13 protein-coding genes are annotated in these 17,768 nt (G+C 72.2%); 7 read left to right on the top strand and 6 right to left on the bottom strand.

Translation table 11 applies throughout. From position 1 onward, the window contains the following. The first annotated feature begins 11 nt into the window (after positions 1-11). Positions 12-2,324, top strand: coding sequence for a type IV pilus secretin PilQ (locus tag WMF27_RS30805; RefSeq protein WP_437769984.1), 2,313 nt, complete (start codon positions 12-14; stop codon positions 2,322-2,324). A gap of 39 nt (positions 2,325-2,363) precedes the next feature. Here WMF27_RS30805 and WMF27_RS30800 read toward each other — a convergent pair whose 3' ends face one another. Further along, positions 2,364-3,302: a LysR family transcriptional regulator gene (locus tag WMF27_RS30800; RefSeq protein ID WP_437943194.1), complete on the bottom strand. Its 939-nt coding sequence runs from the start codon at positions 3,300-3,302 to the stop codon at positions 2,364-2,366. Between the two features lie 178 nt (positions 3,303-3,480). On the opposite strand from WMF27_RS30800, the gene WMF27_RS30795 reads away from it, so the two are divergent. From WMF27_RS30795 to WMF27_RS30780, 4 genes are all read left to right on the top strand, one after another. Further along, the gene (locus WMF27_RS30795; RefSeq protein WP_437943193.1) at positions 3,481-4,818 is read left to right on the top strand and encodes a wax ester/triacylglycerol synthase domain-containing protein; all 1,338 of its coding nucleotides are present in this window, start codon (positions 3,481-3,483) and stop codon (positions 4,816-4,818) included. Between the two features lie 11 nt (positions 4,819-4,829). Continuing rightward, positions 4,830-6,674: an NAD(P)/FAD-dependent oxidoreductase gene (locus tag WMF27_RS30790; protein ID WP_437943192.1), complete on the top strand. Its 1,845-nt coding sequence runs from the start codon at positions 4,830-4,832 to the stop codon at positions 6,672-6,674. A gap of 186 nt (positions 6,675-6,860) precedes the next feature. Further along, complete coding sequence (locus WMF27_RS30785) at positions 6,861-7,520, top strand: hypothetical protein (RefSeq protein WP_437765301.1); 660 nt, start codon at positions 6,861-6,863, stop codon at positions 7,518-7,520. A gap of 387 nt (positions 7,521-7,907) precedes the next feature. Then, positions 7,908-9,500, top strand: a complete 1,593-nt coding sequence (locus WMF27_RS30780; RefSeq protein ID WP_437765302.1) for a peptide chain release factor 3 — start codon at positions 7,908-7,910, stop codon at positions 9,498-9,500. Between the two features lie 151 nt (positions 9,501-9,651). On the opposite strand, the gene WMF27_RS30775 is transcribed toward WMF27_RS30780, so the two are convergent. The 5 genes from WMF27_RS30775 to WMF27_RS30755 form a co-directional block, all read right to left on the bottom strand. Next, a complete protein-coding gene (locus WMF27_RS30775; protein WP_437765303.1) occupies positions 9,652-11,511 on the bottom strand; it encodes a DUF885 domain-containing protein in 1,860 nt (619 codons plus the stop codon). A 58-nt stretch (positions 11,512-11,569) separates the two neighbouring features. Then, positions 11,570-12,583, bottom strand: a complete 1,014-nt coding sequence (locus WMF27_RS30770; protein ID WP_437765304.1) for a hypothetical protein — start codon at positions 12,581-12,583, stop codon at positions 11,570-11,572. A gap of 67 nt (positions 12,584-12,650) precedes the next feature. Then, a complete protein-coding gene (locus WMF27_RS30765; RefSeq protein ID WP_437765305.1) occupies positions 12,651-13,319 on the bottom strand; it encodes a DNA-3-methyladenine glycosylase in 669 nt (222 codons plus the stop codon). Then, a complete protein-coding gene (locus tag WMF27_RS30760; protein ID WP_437765306.1) occupies positions 13,320-13,793 on the bottom strand; it encodes a peroxiredoxin in 474 nt (157 codons plus the stop codon). 131 nt (positions 13,794-13,924) lie between these two features. Beyond that, positions 13,925-15,409: a sigma-54-dependent transcriptional regulator gene (locus WMF27_RS30755; protein ID WP_437765307.1), complete on the bottom strand. Its 1,485-nt coding sequence runs from the start codon at positions 15,407-15,409 to the stop codon at positions 13,925-13,927. A 295-nt stretch (positions 15,410-15,704) separates the two neighbouring features. Between WMF27_RS30755 and frr the strand changes: the two genes are divergently transcribed. Together frr and WMF27_RS30745 are read left to right on the top strand one after the other, a co-directional pair. Beyond that, positions 15,705-16,262: a ribosome recycling factor gene (frr, locus tag WMF27_RS30750; protein ID WP_437765308.1), complete on the top strand. Its 558-nt coding sequence runs from the start codon at positions 15,705-15,707 to the stop codon at positions 16,260-16,262. A gap of 613 nt (positions 16,263-16,875) precedes the next feature. Continuing rightward, positions 16,876-17,739 (top strand): Stp1/IreP family PP2C-type Ser/Thr phosphatase, encoded by an 864-nt coding sequence (locus WMF27_RS30745; protein ID WP_437765309.1) that lies wholly within the window; start codon positions 16,876-16,878, stop codon positions 17,737-17,739. Positions 17,740-17,768: the final 29 nt, after the last annotated feature.

The raw sequence follows: 17,768 nt of genomic DNA, 5'->3' as shown, positions 1-17,768 counted from the left end.
CACTCGGGGTGATGTTGATCCTCGGCGCTCCTGCGGGAGACGCAGACGCCGCCGCCCCGATCAAGGTCAGCGACGTCAGGCTCACGGCACCGGACGAGGGCAAGGCCGAGATCGTGGTCGCGACGAGCGGCGAGCCGCGCTTCTCGGCGCGGGTCGCGGACGGCGGCAAGCGGCTCCTCATCGACCTCGAGGGCGCCGAGGCAGGCGGGGCTTCCGGCGCGATCACGAGCGGCAACGCGATCGTGGCCGGGGTGATGACGCAGGGGTTCGGCAAGGCGACCCAGCGGACGACGCGGGTGCTCGTGCAGCTCGCGCGCCCGGCCGCCTACCGGATCCGCGCCGAGCAGGGCGCGCTCGTGATCGAGCTCGCCGCCGCCGACGCGACGGCGCCCATGGCGGCGCGGGCCGCGGCCGCGCCCGCGGCGGCGGCGCCGGAGCGCGAGCCGGCGGCGATCACCGACGTGCGCTTCGAGCACCGGGCGACGCTCGATCGGGTCGTCATCGAGCTCTCGTCGATCCCGGGCTACCGCGAGTCGACCGGCAAGGGGGGGCGCCGCGTCATCGAGCTCAGCGGCGTCCGGCTCCCCGACGCCCTCCAGCGCAAGCTCGACGTCGGCGCCTTCGGCGGCCCGGTGCGGGCCATCTCGACGTACCGGCGCAACAGCGACGGCTCCAGGGTCGTCGTCGAGGTCGAGCAGGCCGAGGGCGCCTCGGGCGTGGTCGCGCGCGAGGGCAACGCGCTCGTGCTGAGCGTCGCGAAGGGCGCGCTGCCCACGGCGCTCTCGGGGATCGCCGCCGACGGCGGCGCGGCGAGGCGGACCCGCACGGTGGCGCGCGAGGCGCTCCTCGACGACGGGGCGCCGAAGGTGGAGACCTCGTTCGAGGGCGCGGACGGGGGTGTGGGGGCAGAGCCCGGCTACGCCGCGCGTGGCCCCCATCATCCGACGGAGAGCCAGGAGTCGCTCGTCGAGCCCGACCAGGCCGGCGCCTTCATGCCCGCCATCGCCGGGCAGCAGCGGCGGTTCACGGGGCGGCGCATCGACCTCGACCTGAAGGACGCGGACATCCACAACGTCCTCCGGCTGATCTCCGACGTGGGGCGGGTCAACATCGTGACCGCCGACAACGTGACCGGGACGGTCACCATCCGGATGCGCAACGTCCCGTGGGACCAGGCGCTCGAGACGGTGCTCCAGGCCAAGGGCCTCGGCGTGGTCCGGCAGGGCAACATGATCCGCGTCGCCCCGATCGCCGATCTCAACAAGGAGCGGGAGCTCGCGATCGCGCGGCGCAAGAGCGAGCTCCAGCTCGCGCCGCTCGAGACGCGGCTCATCCCGATCAACTACGCGGACGCGAAGGACCTCCAGGATCGCTCGAAGGACATGCTCTCGCCGCGCGGCTCGCTGGCGGTCGACGAGCGGACCAACGTGCTCATCGCGCGCGACGTCGCGGGGAACCTGAACCAGATCGAGGAGCTGGTCCGCTCGCTCGACACGCAGACGCCGCAGGTGCTGATCGAGGCGCGCGTGGTGGAGGCGACGAGCCGCTACGTGCGCGACATCGGCATCCAGTGGGGCGGCGACGGGACGTTCAGCGCGGCGACCGGCAACCCGACGGGGCTCGTCTTCCCCTCGGCGATCGGCATCGCCGGCGGCGCGACCGACTCGAACAGCCCGACCGGCGGCCTCTCGCCGTTCGCGAGCCAGGTCTCTAACCCGAACTTCGCGGTGAACCTGCCGGCCATCGTCGGCGCCGGGCAGGGCGGCGCGCTCGGCTTCACGCTCGGCTCGATCAACAACACCGTCAACCTCGGCGTCCGGCTCTCCGCGGCCGAGGCGAGCGGCATGCTGCGGGTCGTCTCGAGCCCGCGCATCCTCACGCTCGACAACCGGGAGGCGCGGATCAGCCAGGGGACGCTGATCCCGTTCTCGCAGATCAGCGCCCAGGGCGTGCAGACGACCTTCCAGGAGGCCAAGCTCCAGCTGCTCGTCAAGCCGCACGTCACGTCGGACGGCAGCGTCGCGATGCACGTGAAGATCAACCGCGACGAGCCCGACTTCAACCAGACGTCGGCCCGCGGCGACCCGACCATCCTGAAGCGCGAGGCGGAGACCGACCTCCTGATCATGGACGGGCACACGGCGGTGATCGGCGGGATCTTCACCCGCAACACCGGCCGGAACCTCGATCAGGTGCCGTTCTTCGGGGACATCCCGGTCCTCGGCCTCCTCTTCCAGCGCCGCCGCGCGAGCGACACGCGGAACGAGCTCGTCATCTTCCTCACGCCGCGCATCGTGAACCGCGCCGAGGCGCTCGGCCGCTAGCCCCCCGGGCGCGGCGCGCCTCGCCGCGCCCTGAACCCCTCAGGCGCGCTTGCGCCGGGCCGCTTCCCGCGGGCTCGGGGCGGTGTCCGTCACGACGCCCCGCAGCCACGCCCGCGCGGGATCGCCCTCGGTCCGGCTGTTCCACGCCATCGCGATCTCGATGGGCGGCAGCTCGAACGGCAGGTCGAAGCTGCGGAGCGGCACCAGGCTGGAGAACGCCCTGCCGAGGCGCGTGGCCACGGTGGCCACGAGATCCGACGCGGTGATGGCGTGCGGCACGAGGAACACGTGCGGCACCGACATGGCCTCGCGGCGCGCGATCCCGCGCGCCGCGATGAGATCGTCCGCGACCCCGTCGTGGGCGCCGCGCCTGGGGACGACGACGTGCTGGAGGGCCGCGTAGGTCTGGAGATCGACCTGCCCGCGCGCCGTGGGGTGGCTCATGCGCGCGAGCCCCGCGAAGCGATCGTCGAAGAGGGGCGCGCGGCGCAGGTCGGAGGGGAGGCTCTCCTGCGGGAAGACGCCGATCGCGAGATCGATCTCGCCGCTCCGGAGCGCGTCGACGACGCGGCCGTCGAGCGGGAGCAGGTGGATCGCGAGCCTCGGTCCGCCCTGCGCGAGCGCCGCGTTGAGCCGCGGCAGGAGGACGAGCTCCACGTACTCCGTGGCGGCGATCCGGAAGGCGCGATCGCTCGTCGCCGGGTCGAACGCCGGCGTCGTCTCGCCGAACAGGCCCGCGAGATCGTGGACGATCGCGGCGACCTGCGGCGTCATCGCCTCGGCGCGCGAGGTGAGCGCCATCTGCCGGCCGACCCGGATGAGCAGCGGATCGGAGAAGAGCTCGCGCAGCCGCGTCAGCGCGTGGCTCATGGCGGGCTGGCTGAGGCCCACCCGGCGGGCCGCGAGCGTCACGCTGCGCTCCTGCAGCAAGGCGTCGAGCGCGATCACCAGGTTGACGTCGATCGCCGAAAGATTCACTCCAGGAATATATGATGAATTATATATTCACGGTATGGATATTTCGTTTTCTTGCGCGGGCGCGCCCCGTGCGCGGCGAGGATGCGTGATCCCGCGCCTGCGGGCGCTGTCGTGCGGCCCGCGCGGCTGCTAGGGTCGCGCGCGGCTCCCCCCTGATCGGCGGTGCCTCGCGGAGACCATGACATCGCCCGTTCTGCTCGGGGGGATCGACTTCTTCCACCTCATGAACGATCGCGCCATGCGATCGCGCGGCCAGGCGGGCAACCACTGCCTGTTCGTGATCGAGCTCGACGGTCGGCTCGATCTGGCGCGGCTCGCGGTGCGGCTCGAGCGCGCGACCCGGGCGCTCCCCGAGCTCCGGTTCCGGCTGGACAACAGCGTGCTCGGGCGGGCGGGGCGGCCCCGCTGGGTCGTCGATCACCACCGGCGCGCCCCCGGGCTGCGCCTCCACGAGGTGGCGGGCGAGCGCGAGCGCGCGGCGCGCCTCGAGGCGCTGCTCGCGGACCGGACCTCCGCGGAGCGGCCGTGGGCGCTCGACGTCGTGCGCGAGGTGGGCGACGGCGATACGGTCGTGCTCCGCCATCACCACGCGCTGACGGATGGCAGGGGCGCGGATCGGCTCGCCGCCTGGCTGGGCTCCGGGAGCGGCGACGCGCCCGACGACCCGCCGCCGCGGCAGGAGCGGCACGACGCGCCGGAGCGCCTGCTGGCTGCCATGGACCGCGACGAGCGGGTCGCGCTGGCGCGCGCGTACAAGGCCCACGTGCTGTCGCTCGGCCGCGCGCCCATCCTGTCGCTCGCGCGCGCCTGTCCTGGGGTGCGGCCCTCGGCCTCCCGCGTCCTCCGGCTCACGCTCTCGGCGGAGGAGACGCGCGCCTTCGATCTCCGGGTGCGCCAGCGCGCGCGGCTCGCCGAGACGAGCCTCATGCTGATCGCGGCGACGCGGCTCGCCGACCGGGCGCTCGCGGGCCGCGGCTTCGCCCCGCCGCACCACGTGATCCCGCTGCCCCTCTCGCTCGACCCCAAGGGGGGGGCGCGGCGGCTCTTCGGCAATCACCTCACGATGGCCCTGCTCTCGCTCGGCCGCGACGAGCTCCACGACGACGCGCGCGCGGTGGCCCGCCTCGCCGAGCAGCAGCGCGCCGTGGTGCGCGACAGGCTCGATCTCGCCATGATCGCCGCGCTCGATCTGGCCCGCTGGCTCCCCGGCCCGATCTACCGCTGGCTGGGGGACCAGCCCTTCCAGGGTGAGCTCGCCTCGCTGATCGTCTCGAACCCCGGCGCGGTGACGGTGGAGCGGTTCGCGGGGCTCCCGGTGCGCTCGGCGTACCCGCTGCCCGCGGTCGTCGCGCCGCCCGGCTTCCAGGTGATCTTCAGCCGCTTCGGCGGCCGCCTCTCGGCGTCGATCATCCACGGCGACGGGCTGCTCCGCCCGGACGAGGCGGAGGCGATGCCCGGCGCGCTCCGCGCCGAGCTGCTCGGAGAGCCCGCGCCGCCGGGCGGGGGCACGGTATAAGGGCCGGCGTCATGCGCGCGTTCGATATCGTCATCATCGGCAGCGGCATCGCCGGCGGCTTCCTCGCGCGGCAGCTCCGCCTCGCGTGCCCCGACCTCGGGGTCCTCGTGCTCGAGGCCGCCGAGGCGATGGAGGACTACAAGGTCGGCGAGAGCACGGTGGAGGTCGCGGCGAACTACATGGTTCGCCGGCTGAACCTCGGCACGTACCTCTACCAGCACCAGCTGCCCAAGAACGGGCTCCGCTTCTTCTTCGACTCTCCGGACAGGGATCTCCCGCTGCCCCGGATGAGCGAGATCGGCTCCGACCACATGCCGTTCCACCCGAGCTTCCAGCTCGAGCGAGCGCGGCTGGAGCGGGATCTCGTGACCATGAACCGCGCCGCGGGCGCCGAGGTCGAGCTCGGCGCCAAGGTGGTCGACGTCGCGATCGACGGGCGCGGGCGGCACACGGTCGCCTACGAGCAGGGCGGCGAGCGGCGCGAGGTCGCCTGCCGCTGGGTGTGCGACGCCTCCGGGCGGCGGCACGTGCTCTTCCGCAAGCTCGGCGTGAAGGTGCACAAGGAGGCGCGGCTCAACACGGCGGCCGCGTGGGGGCGCTACCGCGGCGTCGCGGGGCTCGACGCGGTCACCGACGCGGCGTGGCGGTCGCGCGCGCGGTACACGTCGCGCCACCTGTCGACGAACCACTTCATGTACGACGGGTACTGGATCTGGTTCATCCCGCTCGCCGGCGATCTGATGAGCGTGGGCGTCGTGTTCGACAAGGACCGGATCGGCGCCGGGAACGCGCCGGCCGGGAACGCGCCGGCCGGGGCGCTGCCCGGGCCGCGCACGCGCGCGGAGTTCGAGCGCTTCCTGGGCGCCCACCGCGCCGTGCGCGAGCTGCTCGAGGGGGCAGAGCTCGAGGACTTTCAGGCCTACGCTCACCTGCCGTACCACGCGGAGCAGTACTTCTCGACCGACCGTTACGCCGTCACCGGCGAGGCCGGCGCGTTCACCGATCCCTTCTACAGCCCCGGCTCCGATTTCATCGCGACCGCGAACGAGTTCATCACGCAGATGGTCCTCTCCGACGTCCGCGGCGACCGCGCCGGGTTCGAGGAGAAGGCCGCGGCCTACGACGCGTACTACCGGTTCAAGTACGACAGCACGCTCCGGCTCTATGAGCGCATGTATCCGGTGTTCGGCAGCTTCGAGCTCTATCGGCTGAAGTACCTCCTCGACTTCAACAACTACTACAACCTCGTCGTCTGGCCGTTCATGGCCGACCGGGTGACGGACGTGGGTTGGATCCGGGAGGAGCTCAGGTTCACCGATCTCGTGCTGCGCGCCCTCTCGACGATGGGCGAGCACTTCGCGTCGCTGGCGAGCGACCTGCGCGCGCGCGGGGAGTACTTCGCGCAGAACGAGGGGCGCTTCGCCAACGGGCTGAACGGCGTCGCGCAGCTGGAGACGCGGCTCGGGCCGGCCATCGACGAGCGGTTCCGGCGGGAGCAGGTCGACCGTGCCTACGGGAGCGTGTTCGCGGCGCTCGTCGAGAGGCGGCTCGGGGAGCAGGGCCTCTCCGACCGCGCTCGCCTCGTCTCGGAGCTCACGCTCCCGCAGGTGCTCGTGTTCCGGGACATCACGCCGGAGCGGCTGGCGCGCCTCCTCCAGCGCATCGGCGAGCGGATGACCAAGGAGCTCCGCGACGAGCTCCCGGCCGTGGGCATCGAGCGGATCGAGCTCGGCGCGAGCGGCGTGATCTCCGTGACAGGGCCTGCCGAGGGGACCGAGGCGCATGCGGACGCCCTGTCCCGGGCGCAGGCGCTCTGGGCCGCCTCGGCGGGATCGCTCGCGCATATCGCCCTCTGAGCTCGCTTGTCGCGGGCACCGGGACCGCGGTCGTCGCCGCCGTCGGAGAGCGCCTCGCGGCTGCCTCGACGGGCTGCCCGCGGTTTCTCCTGTACGCGCGCCCGTTCCGCAGTATCACACCGGCCGATGCGGTGGAGAGCAGCAGGTGGGCGTCTGGGTCAGTGGGCGATCTCCGTGGCGCTGTCGATGGGCGCAGTCGGCGCGTGCGTCGGCGCGGTCGCCGAGGGCGGCGCCCCGCCGCGGCAGGAGCCGCCGGAGCAGGGGTGGATCACGGCGTCGGCGCCTGACGCGGGCGGCGCTCCGCGCTGTCCGCACGGCGCGCTGGAGGATCCGCACCGTGGCTTCGTGCGGTGCCTCGAGCCGGGCGAGGCGGATGCCGGCTGGCTCCCGCCGTCGCCTCAGCCCGAGCCGCCCCCTCCCGACGGCGGCGCCCCCCCGCCCGACGGCGGTGTTCCCGGCGACGCCGGCCCCATCGGCCCCATCGACGGTGGCGTGCCCGACGCATCGATCGTCTCGGCCCCGCTCCCTCTCGTGGAGATCAAGGAGCCCGAGTTCATGAACGGCGACGTCCCGAACGTGGCCAAGCGGCTCGAAAAGGTCGCCCCCGACCTGGCGAAGTGTGTTGCCGACCACGGCGGCCTCTCTGGCGCGTCGGGCAGCATCAAGGTCCAGTTCCTCGTCCGGGTGCGTGGCCGCGCCGAGGGTGTCGAGATCCTCGACGCTCGGGGTGTCACCTCCGACGCGCAGCGCTGCATCCGTCAGCTCCTCAAGAACAAGCCCATCGGCACGCCCAGCGCCGACCCCGTAGGCGTCACCGTCTCCCTCTCCCTTCGCGCCGCGAAATAACGACCCCCCTTACAAACACCCGAGGCGAGGCATCCCGCGCGCAGCGCCCCCGGGATCACGCCCCCCAGCGTCCGCCCCCGCCTCTTCCAAAAATCTCCTTACAAAGAGCCAGGGCGGGCGGGGGTGGTGCGCGAGCGGGCGGCGGGGGTGGGCCCCACGAACCCGAGGGCCGGCCCGCCCCGCAGCGCCCCCCTCTCTGACCGAGTCCCCCGTCCAGCGCGGCCATAGCCCCCCAAAAGGCCCGAGTTCGTGGGGGGACCCCCGCCGCCCGCTCGCGCGCCACCCCCGCCTGCCCTGGCTCCGTCGCCGCCCGCCTTGGCTCCGTCGCCCCTTGGGTTGACGCAGCCCCCACGGACTCTATCCTGCCGCGCCGCTGTGCCCGACCCGATGCTCACCCGCGAGATCGCCCGTCGAAAGACGTTCGCGATCATCTCCCACCCCGACGCTGGCAAGACCACCCTAACCGAGAAGCTCCTGCTTTACGGAGGTGCCATCCAGCTCGCCGGCGCCGTGAAGGCCAAGAAGGCGCGCGCCCATGCCGTCAGCGACTGGATGGAGATGGAGCGCGAGCGCGGCATCTCCATCTCCACCAGCGTTCTCCAGTTCCCGTACAAGGGCCGGCTCCTGAGCCTGGTCGACACCCCCGGCCACGCCGACTTCAGCGAGGACACGTACCGCGCGCTGATGGCGACCGACGCCGCCATCATGATCCTCGACTGCGCGAAGGGCGTCGAGACGCAGACGAAGAAGCTCTTCCGCGTCTGCAAGCTCCGGCAGATGCCGATCTTCACCTTCGTCAACAAGCTCGACCGCCCCGGGCGCGACCCGTTCGAGCTGATCGGCGAGGTCGAGGAGGTCCTCGGCATCGGCGTCTACCCGGTCACCTGGCCCATCTCGGTGGGCGGCAAGTTCCGCGGCGTCTATCACCGCGAGCGCAAGCAGGTCTTCCTCTTCGAGCTCGTCGCGCACGGCGCCGAGATCGCCCCGATGGAGGTCGTGTCGCTCGACGCGCCCGAGCTCGTCGAGGCGCTCGACGAGGAGGGCGCCCGCCAGCTGCGCGAGGACATCGAGCTCATCGACGCCGCCGGCGACGCGCTCGATCGCGACAAGCTCGCCCGCGGCGAGGTCACGCCCATGTTCTTCGGCAGCGCCATCACCAACTTCGGCCTGCCGCAGTTCCTGGACGCGTTCATCGAGCTCATGCCCCCGCCCGCGCCGCGGGGCAGCGACAAGGGCCCCATCGCCCCGGACGACGACCGCTTCACCGCGTTCGTCTTCAAGATCCAGGCGAACATGGACCGGGCCCACCGCGACAGGATCGCGTTCCTCCGCGTCTGCTCCGGCCGCTACGAGCGCGGGATGAAGGTGCACCACGTGCGCCTCGGCCGCGACATCCGGCTCACCAACCCGGTGCAGTTCATGGCCCAGGAGCGCACGCTCGTGGAGGACGGCTTCGCGGGCGACATCATCGGCGTCTTCGACCCGGGGCTCTTCCTCATCGGCGACTCGCTCTGCAGCGGCTCGCCGGTGAAGTACGCCTCGCTGCCGCAGTTCCCGCCGGAGCAGTTCGCCCGCGTCGTCATGATCGATCCCATGAAGCGCAAGCAGCTCAAGAAGGGGCTCGAGCAGCTCGCGCAGGAGGGCTCGGTCCAGCTCTTCCGGCCGCCCGAGGGGCGGGAGGGCGAGGCGATCCTGGGGGTCGTGGGCGAGCTCCAGTTCGACGTCGTGAAGCACCGCCTCGCGGCCGAGTACGGCGTCGACGCCCGGATCGAGCGGCTCTCGTTCAGCCTGGCCCGCTGGGTCGAGGGCGAGCCGGTGCCCCTCGCCGAGCTCGAGTCGAACCTCTACGGCTACGGCGCCCTCGACGTGCACGGGAACCAGGTCGTGCTCTTCAAGGGCGACTGGCAGCTCGAGTCCTGCCAGAAGGCGTTCCCCAAAGCGCGCTTCGTCGAGCTCGGCGGCTCGATCTCCCCAGTGTGACGAGCGACGCGCACCCGCTTCGGATACGGGCCCACCTCGACGTTTTCGGTGCTCAGCTCCCTTTCGTGCGCCTCCGCGCCGAAAACGCCGATCTGGGCCCGTCTCCTGTGCGGGTGCGCGTCGCTCTGCTTCGTGGGGGGGACCCGGAGGGCTACTCCGCGAGCAGCGCCGGGAGGTGCCGCACGGACGGCGAGCCGTGGCTGAGCAGGCGGTCGTGGTACGCGCGCTCGGTGAAGCCCGGCTTGCGCTCGTGCTCGGCGCGCAGGCGCATCATCTCGGTGAAGCCGTGGAAGTACGTGGTGAGCTGCGCGCTCGTGAGCCGGGCGCGCCGCCACTTGCCGACGGCCTCGCCTTCCTCCTGGAAGGCGTCCTTCGTCATGAGCGAGAGCGCCTCCTCCTCGCCCATCGCGCCCGCGTGCACCCCGTGGTCGAGGAGGGCGTTCACCGCCATGCGCAGCACCATCTTCTGGCGCTGCATCCGCACCTTCGGGCCGCCGAAGCCGTGGTGCGCCATCAGCCACTCGGTGTAGACCGCCCACCCCTCGACGAACGGGCCGCTCGAGAAGACCGCGCGGACCTTCGAGGGGAACTTGTTGTTGTGCATGAGCTGCAGGAAGTGGCCCGGCATCGCCTCGTGGACGGTGAGGTCGGCGAGCATGCTCGAGTTGTACTCGCGGTAGAACGAGTCCACGCGCGCCTTCGGCCAGTCCTTCGGCGTCGGCGCGATCGCGAAGAACGTCTCCTGCTTCGCCTCGAGCGGGCCGGACGCGTCGCAGTAGGCGATCGCGACGCCGCGGCGGTACTCGGGCATCTCGATCACCCGGCAGGGCTCGTCCGGGATGCGCACGAGGTCGCGCGCGCGGACGAAGTCGGTCGCCTCCGCGAGGAGCTCCTCGGACGCCTTCACGATGGTCGCGTTCGTCGGGTGATCGGCCGCGAGCGCGTCGAGCACCCTCCGGATCGCGGCCATCTTCTCGTCCTGCGCCTCGACCTTCGGGAAGGGCTGCTTCCCGAAGAGCGCCGGCCAGAGCTCCCGCGAGGTCTCGAGCATCTCGGCGTGCGTCGCCGCGAGCAGGGCGCGGGCGCTCGCGACCACGCCGTCGACGTCGATGGTCGCGTCGTCCAGCGTGAACCGGAGCTTCTTCTCGAAGCGCGCGCGGCCCAGCCGGAAGTCGCCGTCGCTCCTCGGGAGCAGGTCCTTCTCGAGGAACGCCTGGAAGCGCTCGAGCGCCGCCGCCGCCGCCCTCGCGGCCGCGTCGAGCTCGGCCTGCTGCGCCGGGGCCGACGCGAACAGCGCCGGGAGCTCGGACTTGCAGAGCGCGATGAGCCCCTTGTTCTGCGCGATCGCCGTCTCGGTGTGGATGCGCGGCGGCGCCGCCGTGAGGCGCTGCTCGGCGGCGCGCACGAGCGCGGGGATGCCCGAGAGGCGACCCCCGAGGCTCCGCAGGCGCTCCTCGAGCGGCGCGAAGCTCCTCGTGATCAGGGGATCGAGCCCGTCGCCGACGAGGCCCGTGTATACCATCGGGTTCCACGTCGCCTCGCGGAGCTCGTCGATCGCGAACAGCCAGGAGCGCAGCTGGTTCTCGATCATCGCCGCGTCGACGCGGCTCTGGACGCCGAGGCGCGCCGCGGGCAGCGCCCCGAGCTCGGCCAGCGCCGCCTCGATCGTGCGCCGGCGCGCGGCCTCGCCCTGCGCGGTGACGTCCGGCCACACGGCGTCGTACCGGTGGTCCCCCGCCTCGGTGGCGCGGACCGGCTCGTCGCGCAGGTACTCCTCGAGCACGCGCGCCGACAGGGCCGCGAGCGCCTGCTCGGCGCCGGCCTCTGCGCCTGCTGCGTCGGATCGCGCGTCGGCCGGGCTCACCGCGGCCGCCTTCGTGAGGGGTCGCGCGGGCGGCGCGGCGCGCTCGGCCGGCCCGCACGCGCAGAGCAGCGCGACGAGCAGGGAGAGGTGGCCGCGGAGCGATCTGCGGGAGAAAGAGAGCTCATGGGAGAGATCATGGTGTCGCACCTGCGCCTCCTAGCGCCAGCCCGCCGAGAAGGGAACGCGCCGAGCGGTGGCGCCGGCCTCAGTGCGCGCTGCCGAGCGAGGCCTTCGCGAGGCGGGAGATGCCGTCCACGTCGCCGTGCACCGCGTCGAGCAGCGGGCCGAGCGCGAGGCGGAGCGGCTTCGAGTTCGGGTGCCGGAGGATGCGCGCCATGCTCTCGGCCGCCAGCTCGTTCAGATCCTGCTCTGCGTAGCGATCGATGTGGGCGCTCGACAGCGCGAGGCCCGGGAAGGCGGTGCGGCAGAGCGCGTCGATCAGCTCCCCCGCGACGCCCGCCGCGATGTTCGCGGCGCCCAGCGCGACCCGGGCCTTCTGCGCGCTGATCGCGCACGACTCCGCGCGCAGCTGGCTGATCACGGGCGAGCCGAGCACCGTGTGCCAGCGGGAGAGCTCGGCGGCCCGGCTCGCCTCGAACTCACCCGGCGGCGCCTCGGAGACGGGCAGCAGCGCGGCCAGCTGATCGGCGGCGCCAGGATCGATCGCGACGCGGCGCACGATGATCATATCGTGCGCCCGCAGGCATCCGAGGAGCAGCCGCGTGGACGCGTCGCGCAGGAGCGGCGCGAGCGCGGCCGCGATCACGGTGGGGGGCGAGCCGATGAGCCCCGGGCTCGACCCCCGCGCGGCGCCCGCTCCGGCGGCGCGGGCGCGCTGCGCGCCGGAGCTCGGCGGCGGGCGCACGCTGATGGGCGGCGGGATGCTCGACGGCGTGCTGCGCTCGGTCACGACGTGCAGCGCCGCGAGCTCGATCGCGCGGAGCCCCGGGAGGCCGCGCGGCGCGCGGGCCGCGATGGCCGCGGCGAGCTCCGCCTCCTTGCCGAGGAGCGCCTCGTGCTCTGCGGTCTCGCGCAGCAGGTCTCCGGCGATCTGCGCGCACCGCTCCGCGGCCCTGTCCGCGGCGCTCCGCGTCTGCGGCTCCTTGAAATAGAGCGTTAACTTTCCCCGCAGGGTCTCCCGATGCGCGCCCGCCGTGACAACCTGCGACGCGCTCTCGACGTTGACAGGTTCACGCCCCCCGAAAGGCCAGAATCCCATGAGCCCATTGTCGCGCGATCCTGGGCCCGGGCGCGAGCGCTTCGAGCGCTCGCGCCCTCACGCCCGCTCAATGGCGAGGCGGAACGGAAACATAGCGATTGCCGCGTTCGTAGAATCGCCACGGCTTCTTCGCCCACGCACCTGCATAGTCGACGTTGATGCGAGGCGACCTGCCGATGGGCCCAGCAGCGCCGGGCAGCAGCGAGAGCTGCGCTCCGCAGACATCCATCCCGTACGCGGAGCGGTCGAGCCCCAGCGCCTTGCACAGCTTCCCCGGCCCGTTGGTGAGCTCGATCCGCCCAGGCGCGACGCCCCGCCGGCGGCTCATGAGCGGGAGGCCGATCATCGGCTCGATGGCGCGGATGAGGACAGCGTGCGGCTCTCCCTCCGAGGCCACGACGATGTTGAACGCCCAGTGCATGCCGTAGAGCTGGAACACATACGCATAGCCCGCCGGGCCAAACATGACCTCCGTCCGCACCGTCCGCCGCCCGCCCGCGCTGTGCGCGGCGAGGTCTTCCGGGCCGCGGTAGGCCTCGGTCTCGACGATGCGTCCGGCGGCGGTGCCCTCGGGCGTCGTGTGGACGAGCACCTTGCCGATGCACGCCCGCGCGACGACGAGCGCGGGGCGAGCGTAGAAGTCACGCGGCAGCGGCGCCGCTCCTTCGAGGAGCGCGGCGCCTTCGCTGGGCGCGGGGGGCTCGGGGGCGGGACGCACGGCGGGCTCCGCGCTCATTCATTCCGCGCGGGGGCGCGCCGCCCGGAAGCGCTTGTCGATGAACGAGAGCACGTCGTCGCGGTGCTTCCTGGCCTGGAACTCGTGGTGGAAGACCGCCGCGATCTCCAGGGCGGGCGTGACGACGTAGGTGATCCGCCGGGCGAGGCCGATGAGCGGCCAGAGGACGCCGTAGGCGCGGCACACGCTGCGATCGCGGTCGGCGATCATCGGGTAAGGGACCTTCTGCGCCTCGGCGAACCGGCACTGCGTCCTGTGGTCGTCGGTGCTGACGCCGACGATGGTGGCGCCCGCGAGCGCTATCTCGGCGTGGTTGTCGCGGAAGAGCTGGGCCTCGACGGTGCAGTTGGGCGTGAAGGCCTTCGGGAAGAAGTACACGACCGTGCAGAGCCCACCCTGCGCCGACAGCACGAAGCGCTGGCCGTCGATGGCCAGCGTGTCGATCTCCGGCGCGCGCTCGCCGACCTTCAGCATGCCGACGCAATCTGCCGCAAGTCGCCCCCGGCGTCGACCGTGGCCACGCGCCGCGGCGCCCCGGCGGGCCGTCAGCGACCGTCGGGTGCCGTCGGGGAGCGCCGGCCCTCGTCGACCGTCTTCGACCGTCTTCAACCTTCGATTCCGAGCCGCTTCAGCCTGTAATAGAGGGTCGTGCGCTGCATGCCGAACTGCCGCGCGACCTCCGCCTTGTTCCCTCCGCAGCGGTCCAGGGCGGCGAGGAGCTCCCGCCGCTCGATGTCGTCGAGCTGGGAGCTCAGGTCGAGCCTTGGCCGCGCGAACGCCGGCGCGGCGGGCTCTTTTCCGGCCGCGTCCGCCTCCGGCTCCGCCGGCGCGGCGGCCCTGGGCGCGCGCGCGGGCGGTTCGGCCGGCTGCGCGCGCGCCGTGAACGCGAGGTGCTCGGGCAGGATCACGTCGCCGCGCGACAGGATGGCGGCGCGCTCGACCACGTTCTCCAGCTCCCGCGCGTTCCCCGGCCACGGGTACGCCGCGAGCTTCGCGATCGCCTCCTCCGACAGCGCGGTGGCCGCGCGGGCGTTGCGCCGCGCGACCTTGCGCAGGAAGTGCTCGGCGAGCGCGCGGATGTCCTCGCGCCGCTCCCGGAGCGGGGGCAGCCTGAGCGGGAACACCGAGAGCCGGGAGACGAGCTCGGGCAGCACGCCCGCGCGCGCCCAGGCCTCGTCGATGCCGGGCGTGAGCGACAGCACGACGCGCACGTCGACGCGCGTGGTCTCCGTCGACCCGAGCCGCTCGATCTCGCCGTCGGTGAGCACGCGGAGCAGCCTCGCCTGGAGCGAGGGCGTGAGCGGCGCCGGCTCGTCGAGGTAGATCGTCCCCCGGTGGGCGAGCTCGAGCCGGCCTGCGCGCTCGGCGAACGCGCCGTCGAAGGCGCCTCGCCGCCAGCCGAACAGCTCGCGCTCGAGCGTGTCGCCCCGGAACGCGGCGCAGGTCACCTTGACGAACGGCTGCTCTTCCCGCGGGGAGCCCACGTGGATCGCCCGGGCGACGACCTCCTTCTCCGCCCCCTCCTCGCCCTCGATCAGCACGTGCGTCGCCGCCTTCGCCACCTCGCCGATCCGGGCGGCGACCTCGCGCATGGCCTCGCTCTCGCCGGCGATCTCGCCGAAATCGATCGGGTCCCGCTGCTCGCGCTCGAGGTAGCCCGCGTACTGCGCGAGCTGCTCGCGCAGCCGCCGGTTCTCGCGGAGGGTGGCGACCCCGGCGATCGCCTGCCGGAGGATGACGGCGAGCTCCCTCGAGTTCCAGGGCTTCTGGACGTACCGGTCGACCGCGCCCGAGTTGACCGCGTCGATGAGCACCGTCATGTCCGCGTAGGCGGTGAGCAGCACGCCCGCCGCGTCGGGCCGCCGCTCCTTCGCCTGCTTGAGGAACTCGATACCGCTCATCCCCGGCATTCGCTGGTCCGCCACGATCACCGCAGGATCGAGGCGATCGAGGAGCGAGAGGGCCTCGGCGCCGCCCAGCGCATAATGGATCTTGAACGACTTCCTGAAGGCGAACCGGAACGCGTCGAGGTTGTCCTGCTCGTCGTCGACGACGAGGACGTCGAAGCTGTTCCAGTCCAGATCGCGCATCGGGTCGCCCTGCCTCCCAGAGTTACTACAGCTCGGCACGATCGCGACAGTGGAGGTGGCGCGCTCGGCGGCCTTCGCCGCGCGCCTCCCGTGCCCTCCGGGGGGGGACGGCGCGGCGGCGCTCGGACGCGCGCGCGTCCGCCTGCGCCCAGGCGGACGCGCGCGTTCTTCCGACCGCGACGCCGGCGAGGTCGGGCGGATCGATTTCTCCGCCGGCCCGGAAATACGCGGTAAGCTCCGCCCCCGCCCGCGAAGAGGGCGGGCTGGGCGAGCCCCACACGGAGGAAGCCGGATCATGCTCGAGGACGTCATCAAGGAGCTGCGCGAAGGGATCGAGAAGGCCATCGAAGCTCTCCGGCGAGACCTGGCGAAGGTGCGCACCGGGCGCGCGAACGCGGCCATGCTCGACGGCATCCGCGTCGACTACTACGGCGTGCCGACGCCGATCGTGCAGATGGCCACGGTGTCCGTGCCGGAGCCGCGCCTCATCAGCGTCAAGCCCTGGGAGAAGAACCAGGTGAAAGCGATCGAGAAGGCGATCCGGGAGAGCGATCTCGGCCTGAATCCCCAGGTGGACGCGGATCTCATCCGACTCCCGATCCCGCCGCTGACGGAGGAGCGGCGCAGGGAGATGGTGAAGCTGACGAAGAAGAACGGAGAGGAATGTAAAGTTGCCATCCGGAAGCACCGCCGGGACGCGAACGAGATGATCGACTCGCTCGAGAAGGACGGTGACGTCAGCGGCGACGAGGCCGATCGGGCCAAGAAGAAGGTCGACGACGTGGTGGCCGAGGGGACGAAGCAGGTCGACACGGTGATCGCCGGCAAGGAAAAGGACATCCTGGACGTGTGAGCGGGCCCTCGGCCGGGCGGGCGTCGGCGACCGAAGCTCGGTAGGCCGGAGCGCCCTGCGGCCGCCCCTCCCCGCGGCCCGCGATGGGGCCGGGCCCTTCGAGGAGGGCGGCGCGGCGGCGGCGTGCGATGCGCGAGACATCGCCTGCCGGCAGCAGCCCCCCAGCGCGTCGTGATGCCGCGTGTGCCGAGCCCGACCTGGTCTGGCGATGCTTCGCAGCCCTGTTGTCCTGCCCGCGCGCGACCCGCGCGCTGCCGCCCGCGCCGGCGCTTGCGTCCGAGCGCCACGGGGCGAGGCGTGCCCGGGACCAGCCCAGCTCACAATGGACCGTCCCGTGAAGCGAAGAAGTGAAAAAGAGGCTTGCGGTCCCCCCGGTCGGAGTCGGTAGCATCAGGAAGGTCGGCGGTTGGGCGTGCGCAGGCGTGAGGCGTGGGCGTGAACGGCGCGGGCGTGAACGGCGTGAGAAGACGCGCGAAGGCTCTGAAGACGCCCATTCGGGGCCGAGAGGCCCTGCTTGACAGGTTTTCGCTAGCGTGAAATGGTTGGTGTTCGAAGCCGAAGGCCCGGAGCCGTCTCAAGGATTCCCGAGGTTATGCGAGCGATCGCTTCAGGAATGACGGACGTTGGTCTCCAACGCGACCACAACGAGGACAGCTACGCCGTCCTGTCGGAGTACGATCTGTTCATCGTCGCGGACGGCATGGGGGGCCACCGCGCGGGGGACGTGGCCAGCAAGCTGGCGACCGAGTCGATCGCGGACTTCTTCCGGTCCACGTCGCGGGAGGACGCCACCTGGCCATTCCACTTCGACACCAGCCTGTCGGAGGAGGAGAACCGGCTCCAGGCGGGCATCCGGGTCGCGAACCGCCAGATCTTCGAGCGCAGCATCCGGTCGCGCGACTGCGCCGGGATGGGCACGACGGTCGTGGGGGCGCTCTTCTCGAAGAAGAAGAACCGGATCTACGTCGGCCACGTGGGCGACAGCCGCGCGTACCGCGTCCGCAAGGGCTCGATCAGCCAGCTGACGCGCGATCACTCGCTGTTCAACGACTACATCATGGCGATGCCCGAGCTCACCGAGGAGCAGCGGGCCGAGCTTCCGCGCAACGTCATCACCCGCGCGCTCGGGATGCACGACAGCGTCTCCGTGGATCTGATCAGCGATGAGCCGCAGCCCGGCGACGTCTACCTGCTCTGCTCCGACGGCCTGAGCGGGATGCTCTCGGACGACCAGATCCTCCACATCGTGAGCTCGACCGAGGAGGTCCCGGAGATGTGCCGCCGCCTCATCGCCAAGGCGAACGAGAACGGCGGAGAGGACAACATCACGGCGCTCGTGATCCGGATCGACGATCGGGACGACGCCGAGCTCCCGAACAGCGCGACGATCGGTCCGCCCGCCGACTCGCAGCAGGTCAGCATGGGCGATCGATCGACGGTCCCGGCGGTGTCGGCCTCGCGCTCCGAGAAGAGCTGACGCGCGGGGGGCGGCCCCCGCGCGCCCGC

This window comes from Sorangium sp. So ce281 (assembly GCF_051527395.1).
In the GTDB taxonomy this organism is placed as follows: domain Bacteria; phylum Myxococcota_A; class Polyangia; order Polyangiales; family Polyangiaceae; genus Sorangium; species Sorangium cellulosum_B.
The sequence above is the reverse complement of the archived record's forward strand: the minus strand, read 5'-3'. Positions and strand labels throughout refer to the sequence as shown.